General features: G+C 59.0%; 20 protein-coding genes and 4 pseudogenes. 19 read left to right on the top strand and 5 right to left on the bottom strand.

Annotated elements, in window-relative coordinates; translation table 11 throughout:
- Positions 1-13: 13 nt before the first annotated feature.
- The 8 genes from GNZ12_RS31640 to GNZ12_RS31675 all read left to right on the top strand — a co-directional run bounded on the left by GNZ12_RS31640 (position 14) and on the right by GNZ12_RS31675 (position 8,751).
- Entirely contained in the window at positions 14-751 is a 738-nt protein-coding gene (locus GNZ12_RS31640) for an SDR family NAD(P)-dependent oxidoreductase (protein WP_172316043.1), read from the top strand.
- Between the two features lie 27 nt (positions 752-778).
- A complete protein-coding gene (locus tag GNZ12_RS31645; protein WP_172316044.1) occupies positions 779-1,570 on the top strand; it encodes an IclR family transcriptional regulator in 792 nt (263 codons plus the stop codon).
- 87 nt (positions 1,571-1,657) lie between these two features.
- Positions 1,658-2,566, top strand: a complete 909-nt coding sequence (locus tag GNZ12_RS31650) for an NAD-dependent epimerase/dehydratase family protein (protein ID WP_172316045.1) — start codon at positions 1,658-1,660, stop codon at positions 2,564-2,566.
- A gap of 38 nt (positions 2,567-2,604) precedes the next feature.
- On the top strand, positions 2,605-3,387 hold the full coding sequence (locus GNZ12_RS31655; RefSeq protein WP_172316046.1) for a creatininase: 783 nt from the start codon (positions 2,605-2,607) through the stop codon (positions 3,385-3,387).
- Positions 3,384-4,172, top strand: coding sequence for a hypothetical protein (locus GNZ12_RS31660; protein ID WP_172316047.1), 789 nt, complete (start codon positions 3,384-3,386; stop codon positions 4,170-4,172). The genes GNZ12_RS31655 and GNZ12_RS31660 overlap by 4 nt, the downstream gene beginning before the upstream one ends.
- A 1,185-nt stretch (positions 4,173-5,357) precedes the next feature.
- Entirely contained in the window at positions 5,358-6,134 is a 777-nt protein-coding gene (locus GNZ12_RS31665) for an IclR family transcriptional regulator (protein ID WP_172316048.1), read from the top strand.
- A 114-nt stretch (positions 6,135-6,248) separates the two neighbouring features.
- Positions 6,249-7,172, top strand: coding sequence for a polysaccharide deacetylase family protein (locus GNZ12_RS31670; protein ID WP_172316049.1), 924 nt, complete (start codon positions 6,249-6,251; stop codon positions 7,170-7,172).
- A 451-nt stretch (positions 7,173-7,623) separates the two neighbouring features.
- Complete coding sequence (locus tag GNZ12_RS31675; RefSeq protein ID WP_172316050.1) at positions 7,624-8,751, top strand: porin; 1,128 nt, start codon at positions 7,624-7,626, stop codon at positions 8,749-8,751.
- A gap of 237 nt (positions 8,752-8,988) precedes the next feature.
- Here the strand turns inward: GNZ12_RS31675 and GNZ12_RS31680 are convergent, their stop codons facing one another.
- Positions 8,989-9,789 carry a bestrophin-like domain gene (locus tag GNZ12_RS31680; RefSeq protein ID WP_172316093.1) on the bottom strand — a complete coding sequence of 267 codons (801 nt, stop codon included), beginning with the start codon at positions 9,787-9,789 and terminating at the stop codon, positions 8,989-8,991.
- Between the two features lie 305 nt (positions 9,790-10,094).
- Between GNZ12_RS31680 and GNZ12_RS31685 the strand changes: the two genes are divergently transcribed.
- Complete coding sequence (locus tag GNZ12_RS31685) at positions 10,095-11,735, top strand: methyl-accepting chemotaxis protein (RefSeq protein ID WP_172316051.1); 1,641 nt, start codon at positions 10,095-10,097, stop codon at positions 11,733-11,735.
- Positions 11,736-11,861: 126 nt separating this feature from the next.
- Here GNZ12_RS31685 and GNZ12_RS31690 read toward each other — a convergent pair whose 3' ends face one another.
- On the bottom strand, positions 11,862-12,749 hold the full coding sequence (locus GNZ12_RS31690) for a LysR family transcriptional regulator (protein ID WP_172316052.1): 888 nt from the start codon (positions 12,747-12,749) through the stop codon (positions 11,862-11,864).
- A gap of 98 nt (positions 12,750-12,847) precedes the next feature.
- Between GNZ12_RS31690 and GNZ12_RS31695 the strand changes: the two genes are divergently transcribed.
- The 4 genes and pseudogenes from GNZ12_RS31695 to GNZ12_RS44625 all read left to right on the top strand — a co-directional run.
- A complete protein-coding gene (locus GNZ12_RS31695; RefSeq protein ID WP_172316053.1) occupies positions 12,848-14,164 on the top strand; it encodes an MFS transporter in 1,317 nt (438 codons plus the stop codon).
- A gap of 362 nt (positions 14,165-14,526) precedes the next feature.
- Positions 14,527-14,880 carry a response regulator gene (locus GNZ12_RS45375; protein WP_328806091.1) on the top strand — a complete coding sequence of 118 codons (354 nt, stop codon included), beginning with the start codon at positions 14,527-14,529 and terminating at the stop codon, positions 14,878-14,880.
- Between the two features lie 108 nt (positions 14,881-14,988).
- Positions 14,989-15,180 (top strand): helix-turn-helix domain-containing protein, encoded by a 192-nt coding sequence (locus GNZ12_RS45380; protein ID WP_328806092.1) that lies wholly within the window; start codon positions 14,989-14,991, stop codon positions 15,178-15,180.
- Positions 15,181-15,331: 151 nt separating this feature from the next.
- Positions 15,332-15,478, top strand: a pseudogene (locus tag GNZ12_RS44625) (response regulator transcription factor); the annotation flags it as partial.
- 42 nt (positions 15,479-15,520) lie between these two features.
- Here the strand turns inward: GNZ12_RS44625 and GNZ12_RS31705 are convergent.
- A pseudogene (locus GNZ12_RS31705) lies at positions 15,521-16,606 on the bottom strand (ISL3 family transposase); the annotation flags it as partial.
- A gap of 250 nt (positions 16,607-16,856) precedes the next feature.
- On the opposite strand from GNZ12_RS31705, the pseudogene GNZ12_RS31710 reads away from it, so the two are divergent.
- Positions 16,857-17,479 (top strand): annotated as a pseudogene (locus tag GNZ12_RS31710) (LuxR C-terminal-related transcriptional regulator); the annotation flags it as partial.
- Positions 17,476-17,616, top strand: coding sequence for a hypothetical protein (locus GNZ12_RS31715; RefSeq protein WP_172316054.1), 141 nt, complete (start codon positions 17,476-17,478; stop codon positions 17,614-17,616). The pseudogene GNZ12_RS31710 and the gene GNZ12_RS31715, both read left to right, overlap by 4 nt.
- A 218-nt stretch (positions 17,617-17,834) precedes the next feature.
- Here GNZ12_RS31715 and GNZ12_RS31720 read toward each other — a convergent pair whose 3' ends face one another.
- The gene (locus GNZ12_RS31720; protein WP_172316055.1) at positions 17,835-18,095 is read right to left on the bottom strand and encodes a LysR substrate-binding domain-containing protein; all 261 of its coding nucleotides are present in this window, start codon (positions 18,093-18,095) and stop codon (positions 17,835-17,837) included.
- A 204-nt stretch (positions 18,096-18,299) separates the two neighbouring features.
- On the opposite strand from GNZ12_RS31720, the gene GNZ12_RS31725 reads away from it, so the two are divergent.
- Both GNZ12_RS31725 and GNZ12_RS31730 read left to right on the top strand, forming a co-directional pair.
- On the top strand, positions 18,300-18,734 hold the full coding sequence (locus GNZ12_RS31725) for a CHRD domain-containing protein (protein WP_172316056.1): 435 nt from the start codon (positions 18,300-18,302) through the stop codon (positions 18,732-18,734).
- A 118-nt stretch (positions 18,735-18,852) separates the two neighbouring features.
- Entirely contained in the window at positions 18,853-19,818 is a 966-nt protein-coding gene (locus GNZ12_RS31730) for an alpha/beta hydrolase (protein WP_172316057.1), read from the top strand.
- Here the strand turns inward: GNZ12_RS31730 and GNZ12_RS31735 are convergent.
- On the bottom strand, positions 19,788-20,630 hold the full coding sequence (locus GNZ12_RS31735) for an EcsC family protein (RefSeq protein ID WP_172316094.1): 843 nt from the start codon (positions 20,628-20,630) through the stop codon (positions 19,788-19,790). The two genes, GNZ12_RS31730 and GNZ12_RS31735, sit on opposite strands and share 31 nt — an antisense overlap.
- Before the next feature lie 140 nt (positions 20,631-20,770).
- Here GNZ12_RS31735 and GNZ12_RS31740 point away from each other — a divergent pair, with 140 nt between their 5' ends.
- Together GNZ12_RS31740 and GNZ12_RS31745 are read left to right on the top strand one after the other, a co-directional pair.
- Positions 20,771-22,366 (top strand): MDR family MFS transporter, encoded by a 1,596-nt coding sequence (locus GNZ12_RS31740; protein ID WP_172316058.1) that lies wholly within the window; start codon positions 20,771-20,773, stop codon positions 22,364-22,366.
- Positions 22,367-22,397: 31 nt separating this feature from the next.
- Positions 22,398-22,871 (top strand): annotated as a pseudogene (locus GNZ12_RS31745) (MarR family winged helix-turn-helix transcriptional regulator); the annotation flags it as partial.
- Positions 22,872-23,016: the final 145 nt, after the last annotated feature.

Consider the following 23,016-nt stretch of genomic DNA (forward strand, 5'->3'; position numbering starts at 1 on the left):
AAAGGAGACGGAGATGAGTAGGAACGTTATAGCGATCACCGGAGCGGGGCGGGGTATCGGTCTGGCGACCGCAAAGCGGTTCGCGAGGCAGGGGGCGCTCCTGGCGCTGAACTATCAGGACACCAAAGACGCCCTTGAAGAAGTCGCGACTATGGCGCGCGATAACGGTGGCGGTGCGATCCTGTGTAAAGCCGACGTATCTGATCACACGCAGGTCGAGGCATTCATCGACGCGGCAATGAGTCAGTACGGCCGTGTCGATGTGTTGGTCAACAACGCCGGAATCCTGCATTCGGTCCCCACGGCAGAGGAGTCGTGGGAGCGGTTTGAGCGAACCATGGCAGTCAACCTTGGCGGAACTTTCGCTGGGATTCGAGCCGTCCTACCTAGCATGCTTGCGCGAAAGAGCGGCCGTATTATCAACGTGGCATCCGAACTCGGCCTGATTGGCTTTGCTACCTATGCCTCCTACTGCGCGTCGAAGGGTGCGGTGATTGCTCTGACCAAGGCCGTCGCCAAGGAAGTCGCGCCTTCAAATATTCTCGTCAATTGCGTAGCACCGGGTCCGATCGAGACGCATATGCTGATTCACGACACGGTTGAGTTCAATGACGAGACCAGAGCCCAGATCCCCCTCAAGCGGTTTGGTCAGCCTGATGAAATCGCCGCAGCAATCGAATTTCTCGCGGGTCCTGGCGCCAGCTTCATGGTGGGGCAGGTGATCAGTCCGAACGGCGGAACTGCGATCTAACGGTTGCGCTTTTGGATGGAGGTCACTGTGGCTTCAAGTGTCCAGTCACTGCTACGTGGGCTGAAAATTCTCGATGTTCTCGCCGATGTGCTCGAGGGTTCGGCGGGACTTGGGGACATTGCGCAGCGTTCGGACCTGTCTCCAAGCACGACGCACAGGTTGCTCACCACATTGGTTGAATGCGGATATGTCGGCCGGGAGGTCGGTACGAAAGGGTATGTGATTGGGCATCGAATGATTCACTTTTCGTCGACCGTCAGGAAGAGGACATCGGGTCTGCGGCATAGGGTGCGCTCTCATCTTGAGGCGATTACCGCGGAAACGGGGGAGACCTGCAATCTCGTCGTTCTTGACGGAAAGAACGTCGTTTATATCGACCAGGTCGAAGGCACCCGGGCGCTCAGGATGGTGCCGGGTGTCGGCTCCATCTTTCCGGCGTACACCTCTGCTTCAGCAAAAGCAGTACTCGCGTTCCAGGTTGATCCCATGTATCTCGACGCCGTGTTCGGAACGGAACCGCTTGTGAAGTACGCAGCACACACCCTGACGGAAAAGCACGAGTTTGAGTGCGCGCTCCGCGATGTCGTGTGTCTCGGATATGCGGTCGAAAGCGATGAACTGGCGGAGGGTGCAAGTTGTATTGCCGCGCCGATTCGAGGTCGCGATGGCGTTGCTATCGGCGCCATAAGCATTCCGGGTCCAACGGGCCGCGTGATGAGCCCTGGCCCGGAAAGGCTGGGGACCCTGGTAAAAAAGCATGCGTTGCAAGTATCGAGCGCATTAGGGTTCAGGCAACTGGCTTACGCAAGCGTCGCATAGCAGCGTGGTCGAGATTCTAAATTGCAGGTTTTTTATGAAAGTGGCGAGTCACGCAGCCGCTTCGATTCATCTAAAAGGAGAGAGACAATGACGGTAACGATGGTGACGGGCGGCCTTGGATATGTCGGGCGGAAGATTGTCTCGCAGCTGACTGAGGCCGGCGAGAAAGTCATTTCTTTCAATCGTGATTACGCGGAGGTCGGTGGGCCGAATCTCGTCGCGGTACAAGGCGAGCTTTTCGACATCCCTTGCATCGTCAAGACGATTCAGAAGTATAGCGTTACAACGGTGATCCACACGGCGGCAATGTCACATCCTGATCTCTCTATAGAGCTGCCATTGACAACGGTTGCTGCAAACATTGACGGGACCGTCCATCTACTCGAGGCAATGCGGCTCGCGGGAATCAAGCGTCTTGTTAACTTCTCTTCTGAGACGGTCTACGGTCACATTGACGGTGAGGTCACCGAAAATTCCAAACTTTCGCCAACGACACCGTATGGCGTGACGAAGGTGGCGACGGAACTCTTCGGGAAAGTCTACAACGATCTGTACGGCATGGAAGTCGTATCGATCCGTGTCTCTGAGGTCTACGGGCCGGGAAACAAGATGCCGCAGGTGACGCGTGACATCGTGAAAACCGTGCTATCTGGTCAGCCGTTCAGGATGGCGTCTGGCGGGGATCATCAATTCCAGTTGATCCATATCGACGACGTTGCACGTGCGGCGATTCTCGGCTCGAAAGCAACGGGAATCGAGGGCGCGGTATTCAATATCACCGGGGGTACTCGGTGCACGCTGCAGGAGATGGCTGCGATCGTGAAGGAGAAGCTGCCGGAAGCGGACATCGAAGTCGGTCCTGGTTTCTGGCACCTCGATAGACAGGGTCCGTGGAATATCGACGCAGCGGCTCGAGAGCTCGACTATCGCGCCTCGTGGTCATTGCGGGGCGGCATTCACGGCTACATTGACTGGCTAAAAAATAACGCTTACTGAGTGTCGTTAGAGGTCTTCTTAACCATTTGGAGAGCCAAATGCAGACGAACATGATGGCGGAGATGACCTGGGTTGAATACCTGCGCCGCCTTCAGACAGAGCAGCAGACCGTACTTCTACCTGTCGGCGCGCTGGAGCAGCACGGGTACCATCTGCCTATGGGCACGGATCACTTCCTTCCGACCGCTATATGCAAGGGCGTTGCAGAACGGATTCCCGCTATCGTTGCTCCGCCAATAGCATACGGCTACAAATCGCAGCCGCGCATGGGCGGAGGCAATCATTTTCCGGGGACGACGAGCCTCGACGGCGGAACGCTTACGCTAGTCGTGCGGGACATCATCAAGGAACTGGGCCGGCATGGGGGCAAGAAGCTCGCCGTGATGAATGGCCATTGCGAGAATTTGTTTTTCGCAATTGAAGGTATCGACCTCGCGCTCCGGGACCTGCGCTTCGAGGGCATCACCGATCTGAAAATCGTTCGCTTTGACTACTGGGATTTTACGACCCCAGCAACATTGGACAAGTGTTTCCCCGACGGCTTCCCGGGATTTGCCCTTGAGCATGCGGCCGTTCTTGAAACGTCGATGGGGCTGCATGTATTTCCGGATCTGGTTCGGATCGACAGCCTGGTCGATGATCCCGCGGCGGTGTTTCCTCCTTATGACGTACATCCGGCCCGAACAGAATGGGTACCGCCGTCGGGCGTGCTGTCGCCGGCCAAGGGTGCATCGGCTGAGAAAGGGAAGATGCTGTTCGACGAATATGTCGATCGCATTTCGGAGGCACTCAGAAAAGAATTTGTGGAGACAGATAAATGACAAACAGGATTCCATCAAATTACGTTGGGGTCTGGAAGCGCTCGAAGCTCCGCAGGGGCGCGTCGCCTTGGGATTTGACGACTCGGGTTTTCTGGTTGCAGACACCATATTGGCACGCGGACATTCGGATTCCGGCCGACCGGCCTGATTTCTCGGGGGTTTGCAGTCTGAAAGAATGCAGTCCGGAGCAGCTCCAGGCGTTGCTGCAGCAAGAGGCATTCTGTGGATTCACGACAGTGGAAGACGACGTGTGCCGCTGGCTCCGCCAGATCGACTACCGTCTTCGGGAGACCGACGACTTCGGACAGATGCGATTTACCGGGAATGACGTCGAGGAGATCGGGATCGCAACCGACTACTACGAGCTATGGCATAAGTTGCCTGACAGCGTCGGCCAGAGCTTCGCGCTTGAACGTATTCAGAATTCGGGCGATGAACATCAGCAAGCGTATCTTTGCGTTGCGGGCGGCTACTTCATTTATTCGAGAAATCGCGGCATGTGGACTTCGCCTGCGGTTCGTGCCCGGAGAAAGATTGAAGGTGGCACAGCGAGTCGGGCGGAAATAGAGGCATTTGTTGATTTCGAGTCGTCATTTGGGACGATCGAAGAGGGCATTGGGCGGATAGAAATGTCCACTTTGCCGTGGCGCGAAGGCGAAATTGCATTTGACCTGAATGACTTGGCTATGGAGATTGCAAGCGTCCCGTCTGCGACGGTGCGAAAAGGCTGGCGGTTGATCCCGGGGTCTGGCGAGTTTCCGTTGTCTAACGTTCGTGCCGCGTAACGCACGCTCAGACGATGTAGTGCATTCTGCCAATCGTCGGGCACGCATCGTCGGAGTGGATTGATCACTGATCGCTCAGTCACCATCGGTGTAGAACAGGCTACCTGAGCGATCGCAACTGATATCCCCGCGATGAAGGTATCTGGAGAAACGAAGGCTGATTCCTCATGAGCTCGAAGACAGTTCTTTTTCAGGTGCGTGCAGTGATTGCCGGAGTGATGGCCGCTCGTGCGGACGCTCGCGCGCCCCTCGTTTGTTTGACTGGGTCGCAACGAGATGAGCAATTGCGGTGCCGCAATGCGGCCAGCGTGCGAGACCATCCTGCGAGCCGGCGACGGCGTGGCAGAAAATGATAAGGCGCCTGATTCAGTTTTGTGGAGGCGGATGTTAGCCATTGACCGGATCTTCCAAAGATCCGGTCGAGGTTTTGACCGGTAGAGTCGTTCGACCACGCGATCGCTTATTCCCCGTTTCAAAATATCCTGCAGCTTGCGCCAACAAACCTGAATGCCGCACGGTTGTGCAAGTTTGAAATCACCGCAGTCAGAACACCTGTCTGAGCGGTGCTATCACAACGCTTCGACGAGTAGCCTTGGCGAGTTGACACTAAAAACCGTTGGTGGGGATCGATTCTATGAGTTCGCATTCAAGCCTCAGGTCGACGAATTCATATTGTTGGTGACCTAATCCCCTGCTGCCTCAGTGTTGTTTTCAGCGGCGCATCTCCCACAACCCAAAGCGCGTGTCCCGACGTTGCTCATTGCCGCCGAGAGGCTGGTGCGCCTTGGCCCTGCCCGTCGATGATCGTCTCGCACGCGCCTTCTGGACCATACCCGGCACGGACACAATGCTTCGATGGGGCTCCATTTGCCGTGATAACGTACCAGATACGAACGGACGTCAGGGCATGGGATGAGGTGCGTTGACAGGCCTCGGATCAGCGATCCTCGCGTCGTTCTATAAGTACAGCACCAGTCACTTGTCGGGAGGCTGAGCGACAGTCGAGATTGGCGATATTTTTTTGAATTTCCACAGCGCGGAAATAGGCTGTTGAAGCGACTAAATTGGACGCTGACACTTGGATCAAGACCATATGACAAGCCCCGCATCATGCTGCGACAACAGTTGTCCACAGAGTTGCATCCTCATGTTTCGGTGCCTGGACCGATGGGGAGTCACGAGACCATGAATAGTGGCAACGTGCAGTCGCTACTGCGGGGATTGGCTATCCTGGACGTGCTCGCCGAATCGCAGGACGGGCTCGCCAGTCTTTCAGACATAACGAAGCGAACGGGCATGTCTCCGAGCACGGTTCATCGATTGCTCGCGACGCTGCTGGATTGTGGCTACGTCGGACGAGACGGTGAGTCGAAGTCATATGTTCTGGGAAACCGGATGCTGCGATTTTCGACATCGATCACCCGCCGGACATTTGCCCTGCGTGATCTGGTTCGACCCAAACTTGAAATCATCACGCGGCAAACGGGTGAGACCAGCAATCTCGTAGTACTGGATCGCACGGACGCCGTTTATGTCGATCAGGTAGAGGGCACGCATGCGCTTCGAATGGTGCCGGGCGTCGGTGCTACGTTCCCTGCGCACACGTCCGCGTCAGCGAAGGCCATTCTGGCGTTGCAGCGCGATTCCCGGGCGCTCGACATTATTTTTGGAAGGCAGTCGTTGATACAGTTGACCAGCAAAACGATAGTCGACGAGGATTCATTCCGTGATGACCTCGCAGGCGTGGTCGAACGAGGCTATGCGATCGAAAAGGACGAGCTCGAGGACGGCGTGAGTTGTATTGCCGCGGCTATCCGCGGAAAAGATGGGGTGGCAATTGCCGCCATTAGTGTGCCGGGCCCAACAGCCCGAGTATTGGCGCCTACGCCGGACCGGATCGGGTTGCTTGTAAAGGAACAGGCGAATCTGGTTTCAAAAGCATTGGGATTCAGGTTCAGTTGAACGCACACCCTCAATCAGGCGTCAAGTCTCGACAGGCTCCGCGTGCATTCGGCGATGGGTTTCGTTTTGGCAAAACCGAGACGGACGCGATTAAAACAACCACGGGTAAATGTAATGATCAAAAATCCGATCAGGTGGCCTGACGGCGCCAGATGCGCCGCATGTTTGACGTTCGACATGGACGCGGATAGCCTGATACATCTCGCGCACCCGTCTGACGGCCATAAGCGCGTGTCCGGGTTGTCGATGTTGCAATACGGGCCTACCGTCGCTGTCCCCCGGATCGTGGCGTCCTATAAACGACTGGGTATTCGCCAGACTTTCTTCATCCCCGGCTGGTGTATCGAACGATATCCCGAAGCAGTCTCCCTTATCGCCGAGAACGGCCATGAGATAGGTCATCACGGTTACCTGCATGAAAACCCCGTCGGACAGTCGCAGGACGAACAGGCATATTGGCTCGATCTCGGGGTTGAGATCATCCGGAAGGCAACTGGCGTTGGTCCGCGCGGCTGGCGCGCCCCTCTCTCGAATTTCTCCGACGATTCTCTCGATCTCCTGTTGTCGCGGGGTTTTACCTACGACACGTCCCTGATGGGCGACGATATTCCGTACCTGATTCAGAGTCGTGTCACGGGGCAGCAGCTCGTTGAGCTCCCTGTGCATTGGGGAATCGACGACTGGCCGCAATATGTTCAGTCATTTGACCTCAACTACATGATGCCGATCCGGGCGCCGAAGAGCGGCTTCGAAACGTTTGAACAGGAGTTTGAGACGGCATACAAGTACGGCGGTATATGGACGCCTGTACTTCACCCATTTGTCGTCGGCCGTCTTTCTCGCTGGGACATATTTGAAGGATTCATCGAAAGCGCATTGAATCGCGGCGACGTCTGGTTCGCTCCAATGGAAGATATTGCCGCATACGTACATGCTGCGCACCGCGAGCAGCGCTACAGCGCACGCATTGATGTGATTCCCCAGTACACCGAGCCGGCAAGCCGGGCGGTTTTTGTAGCATCAGAAAAAGGCAGGTAGTCCAACAACGCGAGGGGGAAATTGATCGCCAGGACAGCTACCTTAGCCCCACAGAAAAAGAGGAGGGCTGGGTATTTATGCGTTGCCGCTCATGGACGAGGTCTTCCTGCCTCGTACTGGATCTGTGGCATCGGATAGAACCTCGCCACGGTGAAACGTTTTTTTCTGGATGCCGGTCTATCGTAATTTCGTTTTGGATTTGCGGATGATGAAGAATGTGAGTCGTAGATTGTTTATCAATAAAAATAAGGAATACTAAGAAATTAGAGGGTCGCTAGTACTTGGTTTGTCTTTTGCCTCATGAACCCAGGTGTCCGAAAAGGGAAAACGGACACGTTTGACGTCGGGCAAAACTCTGTTTGTCTTCGCTTCGAATTTTCTGGCGGGGTGGCCAGCATCCCTCTATCCCGTACGTCATTAAAACTCAACAACGCTGAAACATGAGGAAAGGATGAAAAAGAAACCAATCGCATTGGGCATTTGTGCAACGCTTATCTGCGGGTATGCGCACGCACAAAGCGCTGTCACGCTGTATGGCGCCGTCGACAGCGGCATAGCTTACATTCACAACAGTGGCGGTCAATCGTCGCAGTGGAAGTTTCAGAGCAGCAATCTTTCGATTTCCCAATGGGGGCTTAAAGGTACGGAAGACCTCGGAGGTGGCACGTCCACCGTTTTCGATCTCGAAAATGGCTTCGATAGTGGGACAGGAGAGGCCGATCATGATGAGAAGCTGTTCGGCCGGCAAGCGTATGTGGGCCTGGCGAACGACAGACTCGGTACGGTCACCCTTGGGCGCCAGTACGACCCGATCACAGATCTGTTGCAGCTTCTGACAGCCGATGTCTACAGCGGATGGTTCGCGACCCCTGGTGACGTTGATAACTACGATAGCAGTGCGAGGTTCAACAATTCGGTCAAGTGGGCGAGCCCAACGTGGAACGGCGTCCAGGGATCAATCATGTATGCGTTTGGCGGCGTTGCGGGGGCGACCGGCTCCGGTCAGACCTATAGCGCAGCACTCGCCTATACCGGCGCTGCCCTAAGCGTCGCGGGTGGATATCTTCACATCGACAACGGCAATCCTACTCTCTCAGCACGCGGTGTATCTTCGTCCGATTCGATCTTTAACTCACCGGTCAACAGCGCGTACGCATCGGCGCGGAGCATCGATATTGCCAGGGTGGGTGGGCAGTATGTTCTTGGAAGTTACACTGTAGGCGCCGCCTACAGTTACTCTCGATACGTCCCTGATGCTGCGTCAACATACCAGGATGCAGAGAAGTATCACAACGGATCAGTATTTGCGATTTGGCAAGCGACCCCCGCTTTCCAGGTGATCGGAGCCTATAACTACACTCGAGCCGTAGGAGATTCCTCGGCGAAGTACCATCAATTCAACGTTGGCGCAGATTACAACCTTTCGAAGCGTACTGATGTCTACGCATTTGGAGGGTATCAGCACGCGCTGGGTGAAAACGGGTTTGGGGCGGCAGAGGCGTCGATGGGGTCGCTGGGTATCGCTGCCGGGAAGAGCACCCAGGAAGTTGTGGTCGTCGGACTGCGTCATCGGTTCTGAAGCCGAGTTAGACCGGGCCAAATTAAATTTGCCCCACTCTGCAGACTGAGTTTTGAGCCGGGGCGGAAGCCGGTTGTGGTTGAACCGGCTGCAAATAAGTGCATGCGTTTCGGGGCTGTTCGTCCTCCTTCATCTCGATGCGGGCCACGCCGCTATCGGTGCGAATCGTAACGAGATACTGCTCCCGAAACTGCGCAGCCTGGTACAGATCACGCCGCAGCGAAAGGTAAAAAATCGTCACCGCCTGAGGTGCTCCAGCGCATCTCTCATCGGCGTGCTGGAAATAACAATCGGCCCGGTAAACGGCGTATCCAGATCGACGATTACATAGATAGCGGAAGCAATAGAGACGGCTCCAAGCGAGATCGTGACCAATGCCAAGGCATTGCGCGGCGCAATCAATCCGAAGCTGAGAAAAATCACGCACAACCAGAACGTCAGCGTCATGAAAAAAGGCCGGGAAATTGAACTGTGCGCTTCCTCGATGATCTTCCATCGAGCATCCACCGTTCGCCGATATTGCGTCAACGCATCATCGAGCGCGCGCTGTTGTAACGGATCGTGCGCCCGCAGTTGCCGTAACTGCCTGCCCACCGCGGTCAGCATATCGCCGAGCCGCACGTTCTCCAGCTTCTGCGTGTTGTCCTGCGTTCCGATGTCCCTCGGATAATCACCGGCTGGGGCCGGTTCGTTTGGCCATGTCGACGCAATCGCGGCTGCGGTGTACACACGAAGCAGGCGCCTAGCCTCATCGGTATCGCTGCCGTATTCCCGCATGGTTGTGTCGAATTCGATCAGGTCAGCCGCAAAGGTGCGCAAATCATTCGATTCAGTATCGAAACTGGCCTTCGCGGACGCCGTCATCAACCCGAGCACCAAAGCGGCAAACGTGACCAGCATGCCCATAACCAGTTGGATGAGCTGCACGGTTTCGTGCGCCTTGTGCTCCTCGGGCAGCAGCGGCCGCACCCACACGCCGAGGCCGGTTCCGACGAGCAATAAAGCGAAAACCAGCAGAGCCGAGCCTATTTCTGACATAGAAATGCTCCGGAGACGCGTGCCTCGCCACTTTCTACCAACCACCGCCCGCCGACCACCCGGGTAGTCCCGCAAATGCCCTTGCGTGAGCGGCCGCTGACTTCCTCTCGGAGGTTGATGTATCGCAGACGTATGCGCCATCAACCATAAAGTTTTCCGTCATCCCGCCGTAGACCATTTATGTGGCATTCGCTTAAATTTCAAACAAAAGTTGCGGACCTGGCCGTATGGGCTTGGGCGCAGCACGCGTGACCGAGGCTAATTCTCTGAACATTCGGTCAGGCAGCCCAATGGAGACAAGCCCGATGCTGAAAAATCTGTCGATTCGAACCTGCCTGACCTTAATGATTGTGTTCTTCGGCGTCGTCCTGCTGTTTGGCGCCGCCGCCGGTCTTTTGTCGTTGCGTTCGAGCAACGCGTCGCTACAGCAGATGTACACCGTGGACACGCCCGCCGTCGCCGATCTCGAAGGCAGTGCCGGACAGCTGTTGCGCTTGCGTCTGGCGCTGGCGACCTACGCATCGTTGGTCGATCTGAACGATCAGGACGGCGCGAACGCAGTGCTCAAGCGCTTTGATCAGTACCAGAAAGCATCGAACGATCGCCTTGCCCACTATATGAGCCGCGCGAGCACGGATGCCGATGAACAGCGCCTGATTAAGGACATGCAGGACAAGCGCGACACCTTCCTGCACGAGGGCGTCGATCCGGCGCTGACAGCGCTCAAGTCCGGCGACAGAACCGCATTCGAGCAGTTGCAGGCGCACAAGCTGCCATCGCTCTATAGCGCGTATGAAAAGGCCATGCTTACGCTCGAGCAATTGCAACTCGATCACGGCGCGCAGCGCTATCAGGATGCGCAGGACCTGTTTTACGCGATCTGTGTTGCGGTGGCGATTGGCATCGCGCTGTCGCTGCTGGGCTCCTTGATCGGGCGGGCGGTCATGGTGCGGGCCATAGTCAGCCCGGTCGACGCGACCATTGCGCAGTTTCAGCGGATTGCCAATGGCGACCTGACCAGCCCGATCGACGTGACGAGCAATAACGAAATGGGTCGTCTCGCGGCGGCGCTGCGCAAGATGCAGGACTCGCTGATCGAGACGGTGAATGCCGTGCGTCACGGTACGGAATCGATCGATACGGGCGTGAGCGAGATTGCGGCGGGCAATACCGATCTGTCGCAACGTACCGAGGAGCAGGCTGCGTCGCTCGAAGAAACGGCGGCCAGCATCGAAGAGCTGACCTCGACGGTCAAGCAGACGGCGGACAACGCGAAGCAGGCGAGCTCGCTGGCGCAGGGCGCCTCGAGCCTGGCGGCACAGGGCGGCGATCTGACCGAGCAGGTGGTCGGCACGATGCATGGCATCGTCGACGACTCGCGGCGGATTGCCGACATTGTCGGCGTGATCGAAGGGATTGCGTTCCAGACCAATATTCTGGCGCTGAACGCGGCGGTCGAGGCGGCGCGCGCGGGCGAGCAGGGGCGTGGCTTTGCGGTGGTGGCGAGCGAAGTGCGGTCGTTGGCACAGCGAAGTGCCGCGGCGGCCAAGGAGATCAAAGGGTTGATCGATGCTTCGACGGCGCGGGTGCAGGCAGGGTCGCAGTTGGTCGAGCGTTCGGGCTCGACGATGACTGAGATTGTCGAGGCGATTTCTCGCGTGAGTTCGATTATGAGTGAGATTGCGGCGGCGGCGATTGAGCAGAGTACTGGGATCGATCAGGTGAATCTGGCTGTTGCGCAGATGGATGAGGTGACTCAACAGAACGCAGCGCTGGTTGAGCAGGCTGCTGCTGCGGCTAGTTCGCTGGAGGAGCAGGCTCGCAGGTTGACTTCGGCGGTGGCTGTCTTTCAGACAGGAAGCGGGGTTTCTTCTTTTGCCGGTCGGCGAGGTGGTTCTGTCGCTGCGCTGAGAAAGGTTGACGCGATCAGCATAGGCGTCGAATAGAGCGCCTTCAATATTTATTCTGCGTCTGGTTTGAGTGCGGGCTGCATCGTCGAATGCGATTGATGTACTGCTCTTTGTTGCTGCCGGGATTCATAAGTCGCAACGTGTGCGTCGACGCCCGGCGCGTCAACTGAAGAGGCGCATCAACGCCGTGCGTGCATTGCTGACAAGTTCGCTTTCGCCGATTCGCCCCGGCAACAGATGAAACTCGACGGGAGGTAGTGCGGGCAACCCGACATTCGATGGGCAGGCCACCACGCCCCCACCGATCGACGATTCGTTCAGGCAGGAAATGCCCAGCCCGGCCTTCAACGCCAGTTGCAGGCCGGCCACGCCGGACGCCGAATGCGACACCAGATACGGCACCTTGTGTTCGTCGAGGAGCTTCACAACGAAGCGCTGCAACTGGCAACTCGACGGCAGCAATACCAGCGGATAAGGCGTGGCCGGTCGCGGACTGGCATCGGCCGCGCTGACCCACAGCAATTTCTCGCGCCGCACCACCGTGCTTGGTGCGTCGGCGCGCCGGCCGGCGAAGCGCGTGTTCCCGGTGACGAGCCGCAACGAGAGGCCGATGTCGTACGACGCATCGTCGCCGGCGCTGCTGTCGATCACGGCGCTCGGCAGCACGGTGACGTGCAGCTTCAGGCGTGGGTGCTGTTCCGAAAACGTCTTAAGGATGCGCGCGATGTCGAGCGGACGGTAGTAGTCCGTGATGGCGATGCGCAATTCACCGTCGAGCGAGCGGCCGTGCAGGTCTTCGAACGCCGCCTCGCTCATTGCGATGATGCGCCGCGCGTGATCGAGCAGGCGGCTGCCGGCCGGCGTGGCGCTCACACCCTGCTTGCTGCGCACGAACAGCGGCTGGCCGGCGCGCTCCTCGAGTTTCTTCAACTGCTCGCTCACTGACGACTGCGACAGGAACACACGCTCCGCACCCGCCGAGACGCTGCCCGATTCGGCGACGGCGACGAAGGTGCGCAACTGTGTCAGGTCAAATCCGCGTTGGCTCATGATTCGGTATATCCGATGGAAGACATTTGAATTTCCGGCTTTTCCGATGGTTTGCCCAGCCGTAGGATACCTCCAATTCATTCATTGCAGAGGCTGTCATGGGAAACGAATCGATTGCTGCCGTGCGGGTCTCGGGTACGCGTGCAGCAAGTCATCGGTGGAAGGTGCTGGGAGTCGGCTTTGCGGCGAACGCGAGTTTTTCGGCTGCTTTCTCAGGGATTCCGACCACAGCCGTGTTTTTGCGTTCGGGCTATCACCTCGGCAACGACGGGCTGGGATTGGTCCTCGGCATGCTCGGTCTGGGCATTGCGGTCAGCGAACTGCCATGGGGCCTCCTGACCGACTGTTGGGGCGACCGCCGCGTGCTGCTGCTCGGACTTCTTTCGACTGCCGCGGCGCTAGCCGGGCTGGCATTGTTCGTGGTGCCGTCCGGCGCGCATGTGCCGAGCGTGGCGACGCTCGCGCTCGGCTTGCTGCTGGTCGGCCTGCTTGGCGGCAGCGTCAACGGTTCGAGTGGCCGCGCGGTGATGGCCTGGTTTCGCGAGGGTGAGCGCGGCCTCGCGATGAGTATCCGGCAGACCGCGGTGCCGGCCGGCGGTGGCCTGGGGGCGCTGATCCTGCCGGCGCTCGCCTCGAGATTCGGCTTTGCCAGCGCGTACACGCTACTGGCGCTTGCGTGCGCGATCACCGCGGGGTTCGCCTGGTGCTGGCTGCACGAACCTTCGCATGCCGAAGGGAATGGTGCGGGTGCGGCTCGCCACGCGAGCGCAGCGGGTGCAACGCCGGCGAAGGTTTCGCCGTTACGCGACATCGGCATCTGGCGTGTGGCGCTTGGCGCCGGCGCATTATGCGTGCCGCAACTTGCCGTCGTGACGTTCGGGACCGTCTTCCTCCACGATTTCAGCCGTGCCGGTGTGCTGACAATCAGCGTGACGATGGCGGCGGTGCAAACGGGCGCGGCGATTGCGCGGGTCTGGAGCGGTGCGTGGACCGACCGGCGCGGAAATCGACGCGATTACATGCGCGCCTGCAGCGTGCTGACGGCGGTGCTGTTCGCCTCGCTCGCTTTGGTGACGGGCTTGGCCGGCCTGCACCACGCAGCGATGACCGTGGTGTTCGCGCTGATGATCGTGCTGGGCGGCGTAAGCGCGTCCGCATGGCACGGCGTGGCTTTCACGGAACTCGCGACGCTCGCAGGGACGAACCGCGCAGGGACCGCACTCGCGATCGGCAACACCTGCGTCTTTCTCACGTTGTTCCTGACGCCGCTCGCGATTCCGCCGCTGTTGTCGGTGGGTTCGTGGCCCATGGTGTGGGCAGTAGCCAGCGTGTGCGCATTGATCGCGCTACCGGTATTTCCGCGTGCGGCTCGTGCCGGCAAGCTGGCGGCGGCACGCGCTTGTGATGCCACATGATGGGGCAAGGGTGGCCGGCGGCGTGATGCTATCGGTCCTAGTCGTTATTTTCCGGGCGATGGGAGCGGTGGGGTGCGCTCTCATCGTTGTTTTGTTTTTCAGCTGGAAATAAACAGCGAGAGAAAAACTTTAGAATATTCGAATTGCATAAATACGCACTCCTATTTTGATGGATTCGCGATGGAATATTAAATTGTCGGCGGGTTTCGGAACGCTCCGATTTTCGCCCGGTTGTAGCGGTGGTTTTATGGCCGACTCTGGCACGTGATCCTAGGTCTGGGGCCGTTAAAGCAAGTGTGAAGCGCGTGGGATTTCCCCTGCGCGTTCGCCGAATACACCGACAACAACTGAGAGAAATCATAGTGAACCTTCGAGTCATTCTGGCGGACGAACATCATTTCGTTATGCTTGGCGTTCGGTCCGCGCTGGAAATGCATGTCGGTGTGATCATTGTTGGCCAAGCGGCTACGCCTATTTCATTGATCAAACTGCTGCTGAGCACGCCATGCGATGTGCTCGTCACCGACCTGACGATGCCGGAGGAATCTGGCGCGGTTGAAGACGGCCTGCATCTTGTCAGGCGAATCCGATCTGGCTGGCCATCGTTGAACATTGTCGTGATGACGGCGCTGACGAACATTGCGATTCTGCGTGCCATCGTGTTAGTCAGCGTTGTCAGCACGCTCAGAAAAATGGAAACAATAGATGAACTCTAGCAAGCGATTGAGGCCGCCGGCAGGGGGGAGGTCTACATCGGCCATTCCATCATCGAAGCGCTTGCCCAGCCTCGGGACGAAGCCTGCAATCTGCCGCTGGTTCCACGGTTGTCCCGCAGACAGGCGGAAGTGATAAGAATGTTCGTACGTGGCGACTCGATCTCCGAGATCGCGGTGGCGCTTGGATGTCATCGCCGAACCGTCACCCGTCAAAAACGTGAAACAGTGGCCAAACTCGGCGTCGCCAATGATCCCGGCCTCTTCGCTTATGTTCGCGCACATGGAGTTTATGGAAGTTAAATCGCATAGCTAATCAATTATTCGAGTGAGTGAATTGAGATAATTCAGAGCGATCTTATTTTTATTCGCCGAAATATGTTTAATGATCGCGGCAGGGCCAGTTGCTCCGGAGAGAGCGACAGGGAATCCAGGGAAGGGGGAGAAAGAGACGATGAACGATAACGCCGACTTGAGTACACCTGTTCGAACCATCATCGCGGACGATCATCCACTCGTTCTGTTGGCGATCGAAAATCTGATGTTGGGCTATCCGGATATGCAAATCGTCGGTCGCGCCGCTGACGCTGCGGAACTTTTTAAGGGTTCTTCGCGGAAAAGTGTGATGAAAAATCGCCATTTTTCAGATTCGAGGCAGCATGCAAGTGAGGATCTTCAGGCGCAGATACTCCTCATCTCGCAATCCGTACGCGCGTCGTTGGATGACCCGAATCTTGTTGTTGAGTCCCTCAACGAAGCCGAGCGGCACCTTGTTTTCTGGCTTGCAATAGGAAGCAATCCCGTCCCAATGACGCTCGACCATCGCGGCAAACTTCTCGTACGGCTTCAAACGCTGCCACTTCAGGCTGGACTTCCAGTTCTCGAAGAAGCGACATGCCCAGCCTTCGCGCTCGTAGTCCCACAACTGCCCGAACGACTCCTTGAGCAAGTACGCGGTATTCAGACGTCGGTTCGCTGCGAGAAGCGTTTTCAAGGAGTCCCTGCCTTCCATCGACAGGTTCTCACGATGACTGAGCAGAACGTACTTCTGGCCTTTGATGTAGCGCCGCTGCTCGCCTTGCAGGCGAGCGTATTCGCTCTTGCGCACTTCATCCAGGGCTTCGTTGAGCTGCTTTATGACGTGGAATTTGTCGTACAGGATGCCCGCATGCGGCACGCGTTCCTGCGCGACGTTGTAAAACGGCCGCCACATGTCCATCACGACAAGCCGGATGCCGCGGGCCTTTTTCTCGCCAAGCCAGTCATAGAACTGATGCACGCTGGCCTCCTTTCGATCTTCGCCACCGAACCAGATCGCACGGCCCCGTATCAGGTCGCTCACAACAATGCGGTACGTCTGTCCCTTGCCAATCGAAATCTCGTCGATGCCGATTACCTTCGGCCCGGGCGTGCCGAACCGCTCCAGCTGCGCCCGCATGTACTGCATCTCGAGGTCCTTGACCGTGTGCCAGTGCAATTGCAGTTCGTCAGCCACGTCCTTGACCGTGCTCTCGCGACAGCGACGACCGACGTACCACGCGAAGCGCTTCGTGTAGTGAGGGTTATCCGCCAGAAAGCTCAGTCGTTCGCCTTTCACGCTGCCATCGCATCGACAGCGGACCCGACGAGCCTCGAGTTCCAGGTAAATCCGTACATCGCCGTTTGGCAGATCTCGAACGCGACGCACCCTGCGATCGTGTATCGAGCACCGTCGACCACATCCCTTGCAGGCCGTTTTTTTGAGCGCCGAGCCAGCGTGACGACGCGCGCCATGCGATCACCGAAGACACCGCGCAGCGCTTCGCAAGGACGGAAACCGTCGAACCGGTATGCGTCGGAAAGACGCTTGCGTTTGCGTGAAGTAGCCATCGCAAAATCATGCCCGATTTCGCGAGGCCATCAAGACGCGCAAACCCTTGCCCAGATCGGCTCTCCGACGTTTTCATCATGAAAAACCATCACACTTTTCCGCGAAGATCCTTTTTAAGGAAGTCGACCGTACGCCATGCGACCTCGTTCTCATGGACCTCTACATGCATGGAGGTTTCTATGGAGACGGACTGGAAGCCGTCAGGCAGTTCCAGATGCGCTATCCCGATGTTGCACTCGTCATCCTCACCATGGAAACCGAAGCTGCCGCGCTGAGAAAGGTCATCGCGCTCGCTGTCGATGGGCTGATCAGCAAACGCGACCGGATCGATCCGATTCACGTGGCAGTCGTCACGGCACGGGCTCGCGAGTGTTATCTCGGCACCGGTGGTGCGCGCGCTGATTGCCGACGCAACGATCGCGCAACGGTTCGATTTTTGTCCGGCAATTGTTGTCGCGCCGCGAACTGCAGGTGTTCACGCAATACGCCTCTGGGCTTGGTGTAACAGAGATCGCCGCGCGTTCTGGGCGCAGTGTCAAGACAATCAGCGCCCAGAAATGTACCGCGATGCGCAAGCTCGGCCTGCACAGCGACGCGGAGTCGTTCCGCTTCGCCGTCGAGCACGGCGTGATCTCTGAAGATTGCGTGCAGAACCGGCGCGGAGCCGACGAGACGTCGTGCCGGTCTCCTAGCATGACGACGAGAAGATGCACTTGGCATAGCCCGGGATGAACGTCGCGTGCAGGGACTACCGCCGGGACATTGCCGTCAAGGCGCCGGAACGCTTGCGCAGCGACGGGCTGGCGTTGGCGAGCAAGTGCAATGCGATGCTGGATGGAATCGAGGAGCCGGCTGCACTGCTGGCGTGACGTTTTGTCGCGCAGCAGCGAGGCGAGGCTGTAGCGCTTTGCTCAGATGATCGCATTGGCGCGCTCGAGAGTGAATCCAGGCGGCGAATCGGGAGGGCGAAAAAAAACGCGGCCGAAGCCGCGTTAAGGATTTGGAGACATCCCTCGATGAAGGAGTCACTTCTCGCAGAAAGAAGCATAACCGGAGCTGCGCAAAAGATTCATTACAAAATGCGCAATTAACTGTTTGTAAATATCGATGAAAGCGTCGACCCGGCTCTGTTTCGAAAATAGTCGACGGTGAATTCGACAAATAAGCGTGTTTGGGCGGACGCGTGCCGGCGCCCGGGGTACACCAACGAGACTTCCTTGTCCGCCCCTTTGATCGGGTAGTCCGGCAGTACCTGCACAAGCGCACCGCTCATCAGGTCCGCCGAAACATGATGCTCCGACAGGATCGTAATATCCATGTCGGTGAGCACCGCCTGGCGTTGCAGCACACGCGTGGCACGTCGAACGGGTCGAACCACTGGAATCAGTTCGGTCTGCAGACTGACTACGCGCTGTCCTGACGCACCGATCTGTACGCCGAAGACCTCGTGCAGGTCTGCGCAAACAGCTTCGACGGATTTGCACTAGTATGTGGTGGCCCTGCGCGTCGCCGACATTTCGGTGCGGCAGTGCGTCAAAGTCCGGAGAAGACCATGATCGCGCTTCGAAAACTGAATTTTGCTGTGGTGGTATGGGCGTTGGCGTCGGGCGTCGCCTTCGCGGATACGGTGGCGCTGAAGGCCGATCTCGAGCCCTCGAGCGAAGTGCCGCCGCGCGTGAGTCACGGGCATGGCATGTTGAACGCCACGTTCGATACGTCGACCAAGTCCCTGCAATGGACGATCACCTATGAAGCGCTGAGCGGCCCGGCCACCGCTGCGCACTTCCAAGGTCCCGCGCCGGTCGGGCAGAACGCCAAGGTCCAGGTGCCGATTGCGAAGGATGCGCTCGCGAGCCCGATCAAAGGGTCGGCGGCGCTCACCGAACAGCAGGTGACGGACCTGATGGCGGGGCAGTGGTACTTCAACGTCCACACCGAGCAGAACCCGACGGGCGAGATTCGCGGGCAGGTTTTGCCGGCGAACTAAGTAAAAGGAAAGCCTTGCCCGTGGCGCGCGGGCTTTTTCAGGATTAGAAGCCATCGTCCACCGGCGCGGTGGCGAACACACGTACCATGACGGGACACTATCGAAGGAGCGTGTTCCAATGAGCTGGCAAAGCGCACTCGCGTGCTGGTATCTGCGAAAGCAGTTTCGACCGCAAACCCTCAAGCCGGGTGTCAATGTCGAGAAAGCGCGTGCGCTTACGAGCCGGCGCGCCTGGTCGCCGCGCGTGCCCGGTGGCTGGTGTCTGCGCGAATTGTACGGGCCGGACGATCGGCCGCTGCGGGGTGAGTGGTTCGAGCGCGCTGACAGCGTATCGACTTCCGGGAACGGCCCGACCGTACTGTATTGCCACGGCGGCGGCTACTATTTCTGTTCGCCGCTGACGCATCGCTCCATCGCATTCGGCTTGGCCACGCGTGCGAACGCACCGATCTTTTCCCTCGACTACCGGCTCGCACCGGAGCACCGCTTTCCGGCCGCGCTCGACGATGCGGCCGCAGCCTACCGTCAATTGGTTGCGGACGGCACGCCGCCCGAGTCGATCGTGATCGCGGGGGATTCCGCGGGCGGCGGCCTTGCGCTCGCTACGCTGGTCGCCTTGCGCGACGCCGGCGATCCGCTGCCGGCAGGCTGCCTGCTGTTCTCGCCGTGGACCGATCTGGCCGCTACCGGCGACACCATCCGCACCAACGACGGTCTCGATCCCATGTTCAGCGGTCCCGCAATTGGGCCCGCCGCCAGGCTTTATCTCGGCGAAACGCCCGCCACGCATCCCTACGCTTCGCCGCTCTATGCCGACCTGCACGGCTTGCCGCCGCTCTTCATCATGGCGGGCAGCACCGAGGTCTTGCTCGACGACTCGCAACGCGTTGCCGATAAGGCGCGCGCGGCGGGCGTCGACTGCGAATTCGAGGTGTGGAAGAAGATGCCGCACGTCTGGCCGCTGTTCTCTCCGTTCATTCCCGAGGCGAACCGCGCGCTCGACCGCGCCGCGGCTTTTGTGCGGCGTGTGACGAGCGGCGCAACGAAGGCCGCTCAGCCATCCAGGGTGACGTCCATCGCCTGATAGGCGGCCTCGACCGTTTCCTGGCCGTAGCGCCGCTCCAGCCGCCGCACGGTGAAGTGACCGTGCGCGACCTGCTGGAAGTGGTCGATGAACACCGTGTTGACCATTGCGCCGAGCACCGCGCCAATCGCCGGAATCGACTTGGCCGCGATCTGCTCGCTCACCTGCACCGAAAAGCGTGAGGCAATCGTGTTCAGCAGACGCAGCAAGGCCGCGGAGCCATGCGCGGTGAAGCCTTTCGTCGCGATTTCGGATGAAGCCTTCGACACCGCCTGCGCCAGCGCGCCGCGCATGATGAAGTAGCCGAAGTCGGCGTCGTCGTCGGCTTTCGAGGTGCCGCCCATGCCGAGCACCGTCAGGCATTGCAACTGCGTGTCGATCGAAGTCAGATCCTCGCCCTCGCTGCGCGCGATGTCGCAGATCGAGCGGAACATCAGTGTGGTCGTGACTGGCAACTCGACGGGCAGTGCGAACAGACCGAAGGCGCCGCCGGCCGCGCCGGTGGTGGCCACGGCGAACTTGTGCAGCAGGTTGCTCGGTTTGTCGGGCACGATCAGGGGCGAGGCACCGGCCTGCCGCCCCAGTGTGCGCAGCGCGATCGAGAGACATTTGCGCAACGCCAGTTCCGTCGCATCCGTGACCTTTTCATTGGCAAAAGCCGGCATGCGCGAGAGCAATTTTTCGAGCGGCGAGCCGACGATGCTCGCCAGTTTCATCGCCAGCGCGGGGCTCTCCAGTTCGTGTTTCGCGCGTCGCAGCGCGCTCAGGTCTTCGTCCGATAACGATTGTGCTGCGAGCGAACTCGGCTCCATGTGCCTCCCTGGCGTCATGTGTTGTCCATTCTTCAGTCGATTGCCAGCGCGATGAACCGTTCCAGCGCGCTCCAGCTTAGAGCATCACCTCGTGGTATGATTCCCAATCGTTTGACGAGTCAACTGTTGCTCTATCAAAAATGACTGTCCATACCGCAGCCCACCACTCGAGTGGGCAAGTTTTACCTTTCCGTGAATCGCTACTGGCGATGCTCGGGATTTCCTTCGTCTCGATGCTGGTCGCCCTCGACCAGACAGTGGTCGGCACCGCCTTGCCCACGATCGTTTCGGAGTTGAAGGGTTTCGAGCTTTACGCGTGGGTCGCCACGTCGTACCTGCTGACCTCGGTGATTACCGTGCCGATCTTCGGCCGGCTCGGCGATTACTACGGGCGCAAGCCGTTCGTGATCGCATCGATCGTCGTGTTCACGGGGGCTTCGGTGCTGTGCGGCGCCGCCAACAACATGCTGTTCCTCGTGCTCGCTCGCGGCTTGCAGGGCATTGGTGGCGGCATGCTGGTCGGCACCGCCTTTGCGTGCATTCCCGATCTCTTCCCCGACTCAGTCGTGCGACTGCGCTGGCAGGTGCTGATGAGTTCGGCGTTCGGTATCGCGAATGCGGTGGGGCCGTCGCTCGGTGGTTTTCTCACGCAGTACTACGGCTGGCGCTCGGTGTTCTACGTGAATCTGCCGGTTGGTTTGCTGTCGCTGTATTTCGTCTGGCGCTTCCTGCCGCATCTGCGGCATGTCGAACACGAAGGGAAGATGCGGCTCGATTGGCCGGGTGCGCTGCTGATCGCGGTGGCGCTCGGCTCGCTGCAGTTGTTCGTCGAGATGTTGCCGAAGCACGGCGTCACATTGAGCGCCTTCGCGCTGCTCGCCTTGAGCGTCGCCTCGGCGTACGGGTTGTGGCAGTGGGAAAAGCGCTGCCCGACAGCGATTTTGCCCATCGACATGTTCCGCAATCGCAGTCTGGCCGCGCTCTTCACGCTGGCCGTGCTGGGCGGCTTCACGATGTTCTCGTTGCTGTTCTACGCACCGTTGCTGTTCCAGGGCGGCTTCGGGATGTCGCCGAACGAAGCGGGGCTCGTCATTACGCCGCTCGTTGTGTTCATCACGATCGGCAGTATCGCCAACGGACGTATCGTCTCGCGTGTGCGCAATCCGAATCTGATGCTGTACATCGGCTTTGCGCTAGTGGCGCTGGCGTGCCTCGGTGTGGTCGTCGCGACGCGTTCCATGCCGCAATGGCTGCTGATGTCGTTCATGGTGCTCGGCGGCCTCGGTCTCGGCTTCGTCATGCCGAATCTGACGATCTTCGCGCAGCAGACAGCCGGCCGCGAACACCTCGGTATCGCCACCGCGCTGCTGCAGTCGCTGCGGATGATCGGCGGGATGATCGGCACCGCGCTGACCGGCACGCTAATCACCCATATGTACGCAAGTGGTGTACGCGGCGCGCTTGAAAACGATCACGCATCGCAGTGGTTCTCCGACCTTGGCGACCCGCAAATCCTGATCAATCGCGATGCGCAATCCGCCTTGCTCGGTCAACTGACGCACGCGGGCCACAACGGCGCGATGTTGCTCGAGAGTGCACGCGAGGCGCTCGTTTCGGCAATTCATCTGGGTCTCGCGCTGGCGGCGATCATCGCCGTGGTGTCCGTGTGGCAAAGCCGCCGTGTGCCGCCGATCAAGCTCCAGCGCAAGCTCGAGCCGGTGATTCACGCGGATTGATTTTTTAGCCTTATCGTTTTACTGACAGATTATGGAAGAACAGGATCGCGTCGCCGTCTTGCAGCAATTCGGCCGCACTTATCGGGCGTTCATGTCGGCGTTCGAGGCCCGCGTCGGTCACCCGTTGCCGCGCTGGCGCATTCTGCTCGCGCTGCACGAGCAGGCCGGCGAGTCGTCGCAGAAGCGGCTGGTCGAGCGCCTGCGCGTCGATCCGGGCGCGCTCACGCGGCAGCTGAAAACGCTCGAGGGTTTGGGCTGGATTGCTCGCAGCATGGATACGCGCGATAACCGCGTGACCAATGTGCGGTTGACCGAAGCGGGGCAGTTGGCGACTGAAGCCAGCCTGCCGCGCCGCAACGCTTTTTTGCACGACACGATGGCGGCATTGCCCGACGATGCGCTGAGCGCGCTGTCGGGGGCCTTGAAGATGCTGGAAGTGCGGATCGGCGAAGTGGCGGCGACCGCTGCCGCCGCAGGCGCGGATTCTGCCGCCCCTTCGCAAGCACCGGAAGCGGTTGGCACTGACCTTGGCACGTTAGGCATTACGGACGAAAGAGCGGCCGATTCAGCGCAGCGGCCGCCGCGAATGAGACGGCCTGAACCGAAGTCACGAACGTCGTGAGAGTCACGACCGGCGCGCCACCTTACGG

The sequence above is a fragment of the Paraburkholderia solitsugae genome, from assembly GCF_013177695.1.
GTDB lineage: Bacteria > Pseudomonadota > Gammaproteobacteria > Burkholderiales > Burkholderiaceae > Paraburkholderia > Paraburkholderia solitsugae.

Coding starts and splice junctions, on each gene's coding strand:
- GNZ12_RS31640 (WP_172316043.1), top strand. CDS start 14: ATGAGTAGGAACGTTATAGCGATCACCGGAGCGGGGCGGGGTATCGGT.
- GNZ12_RS31650 (WP_172316045.1), top strand. CDS start 1,658: ATGACGGTAACGATGGTGACGGGCGGCCTTGGATATGTCGGGCGGAAG.
- GNZ12_RS31655 (WP_172316046.1), top strand. CDS start 2,605: ATGCAGACGAACATGATGGCGGAGATGACCTGGGTTGAATACCTGCGC.
- GNZ12_RS31660 (WP_172316047.1), top strand. CDS start 3,384: ATGACAAACAGGATTCCATCAAATTACGTTGGGGTCTGGAAGCGCTCG.
- GNZ12_RS31665 (WP_172316048.1), top strand. CDS start 5,358: ATGAATAGTGGCAACGTGCAGTCGCTACTGCGGGGATTGGCTATCCTG.
- GNZ12_RS31670 (WP_172316049.1), top strand. CDS start 6,249: ATGATCAAAAATCCGATCAGGTGGCCTGACGGCGCCAGATGCGCCGCA.
- GNZ12_RS31675 (WP_172316050.1), top strand. CDS start 7,624: ATGAAAAAGAAACCAATCGCATTGGGCATTTGTGCAACGCTTATCTGC.
- GNZ12_RS31680 (WP_172316093.1), bottom strand. CDS start 9,789: ATGTCAGAAATAGGCTCGGCTCTGCTGGTTTTCGCTTTATTGCTCGTC.
- GNZ12_RS31685 (WP_172316051.1), top strand. CDS start 10,095: ATGCTGAAAAATCTGTCGATTCGAACCTGCCTGACCTTAATGATTGTG.
- GNZ12_RS31690 (WP_172316052.1), bottom strand. CDS start 12,749: ATGAGCCAACGCGGATTTGACCTGACACAGTTGCGCACCTTCGTCGCC.
- GNZ12_RS31695 (WP_172316053.1), top strand. CDS start 12,848: ATGGGAAACGAATCGATTGCTGCCGTGCGGGTCTCGGGTACGCGTGCA.
- GNZ12_RS31715 (WP_172316054.1), top strand. CDS start 17,476: ATGAACGTCGCGTGCAGGGACTACCGCCGGGACATTGCCGTCAAGGCG.
- GNZ12_RS31725 (WP_172316056.1), top strand. CDS start 18,300: ATGATCGCGCTTCGAAAACTGAATTTTGCTGTGGTGGTATGGGCGTTG.
- GNZ12_RS31730 (WP_172316057.1), top strand. CDS start 18,853: ATGAGCTGGCAAAGCGCACTCGCGTGCTGGTATCTGCGAAAGCAGTTT.
- GNZ12_RS31735 (WP_172316094.1), bottom strand. CDS start 20,630: ATGGAGCCGAGTTCGCTCGCAGCACAATCGTTATCGGACGAAGACCTG.
- GNZ12_RS31740 (WP_172316058.1), top strand. CDS start 20,771: ATGACTGTCCATACCGCAGCCCACCACTCGAGTGGGCAAGTTTTACCT.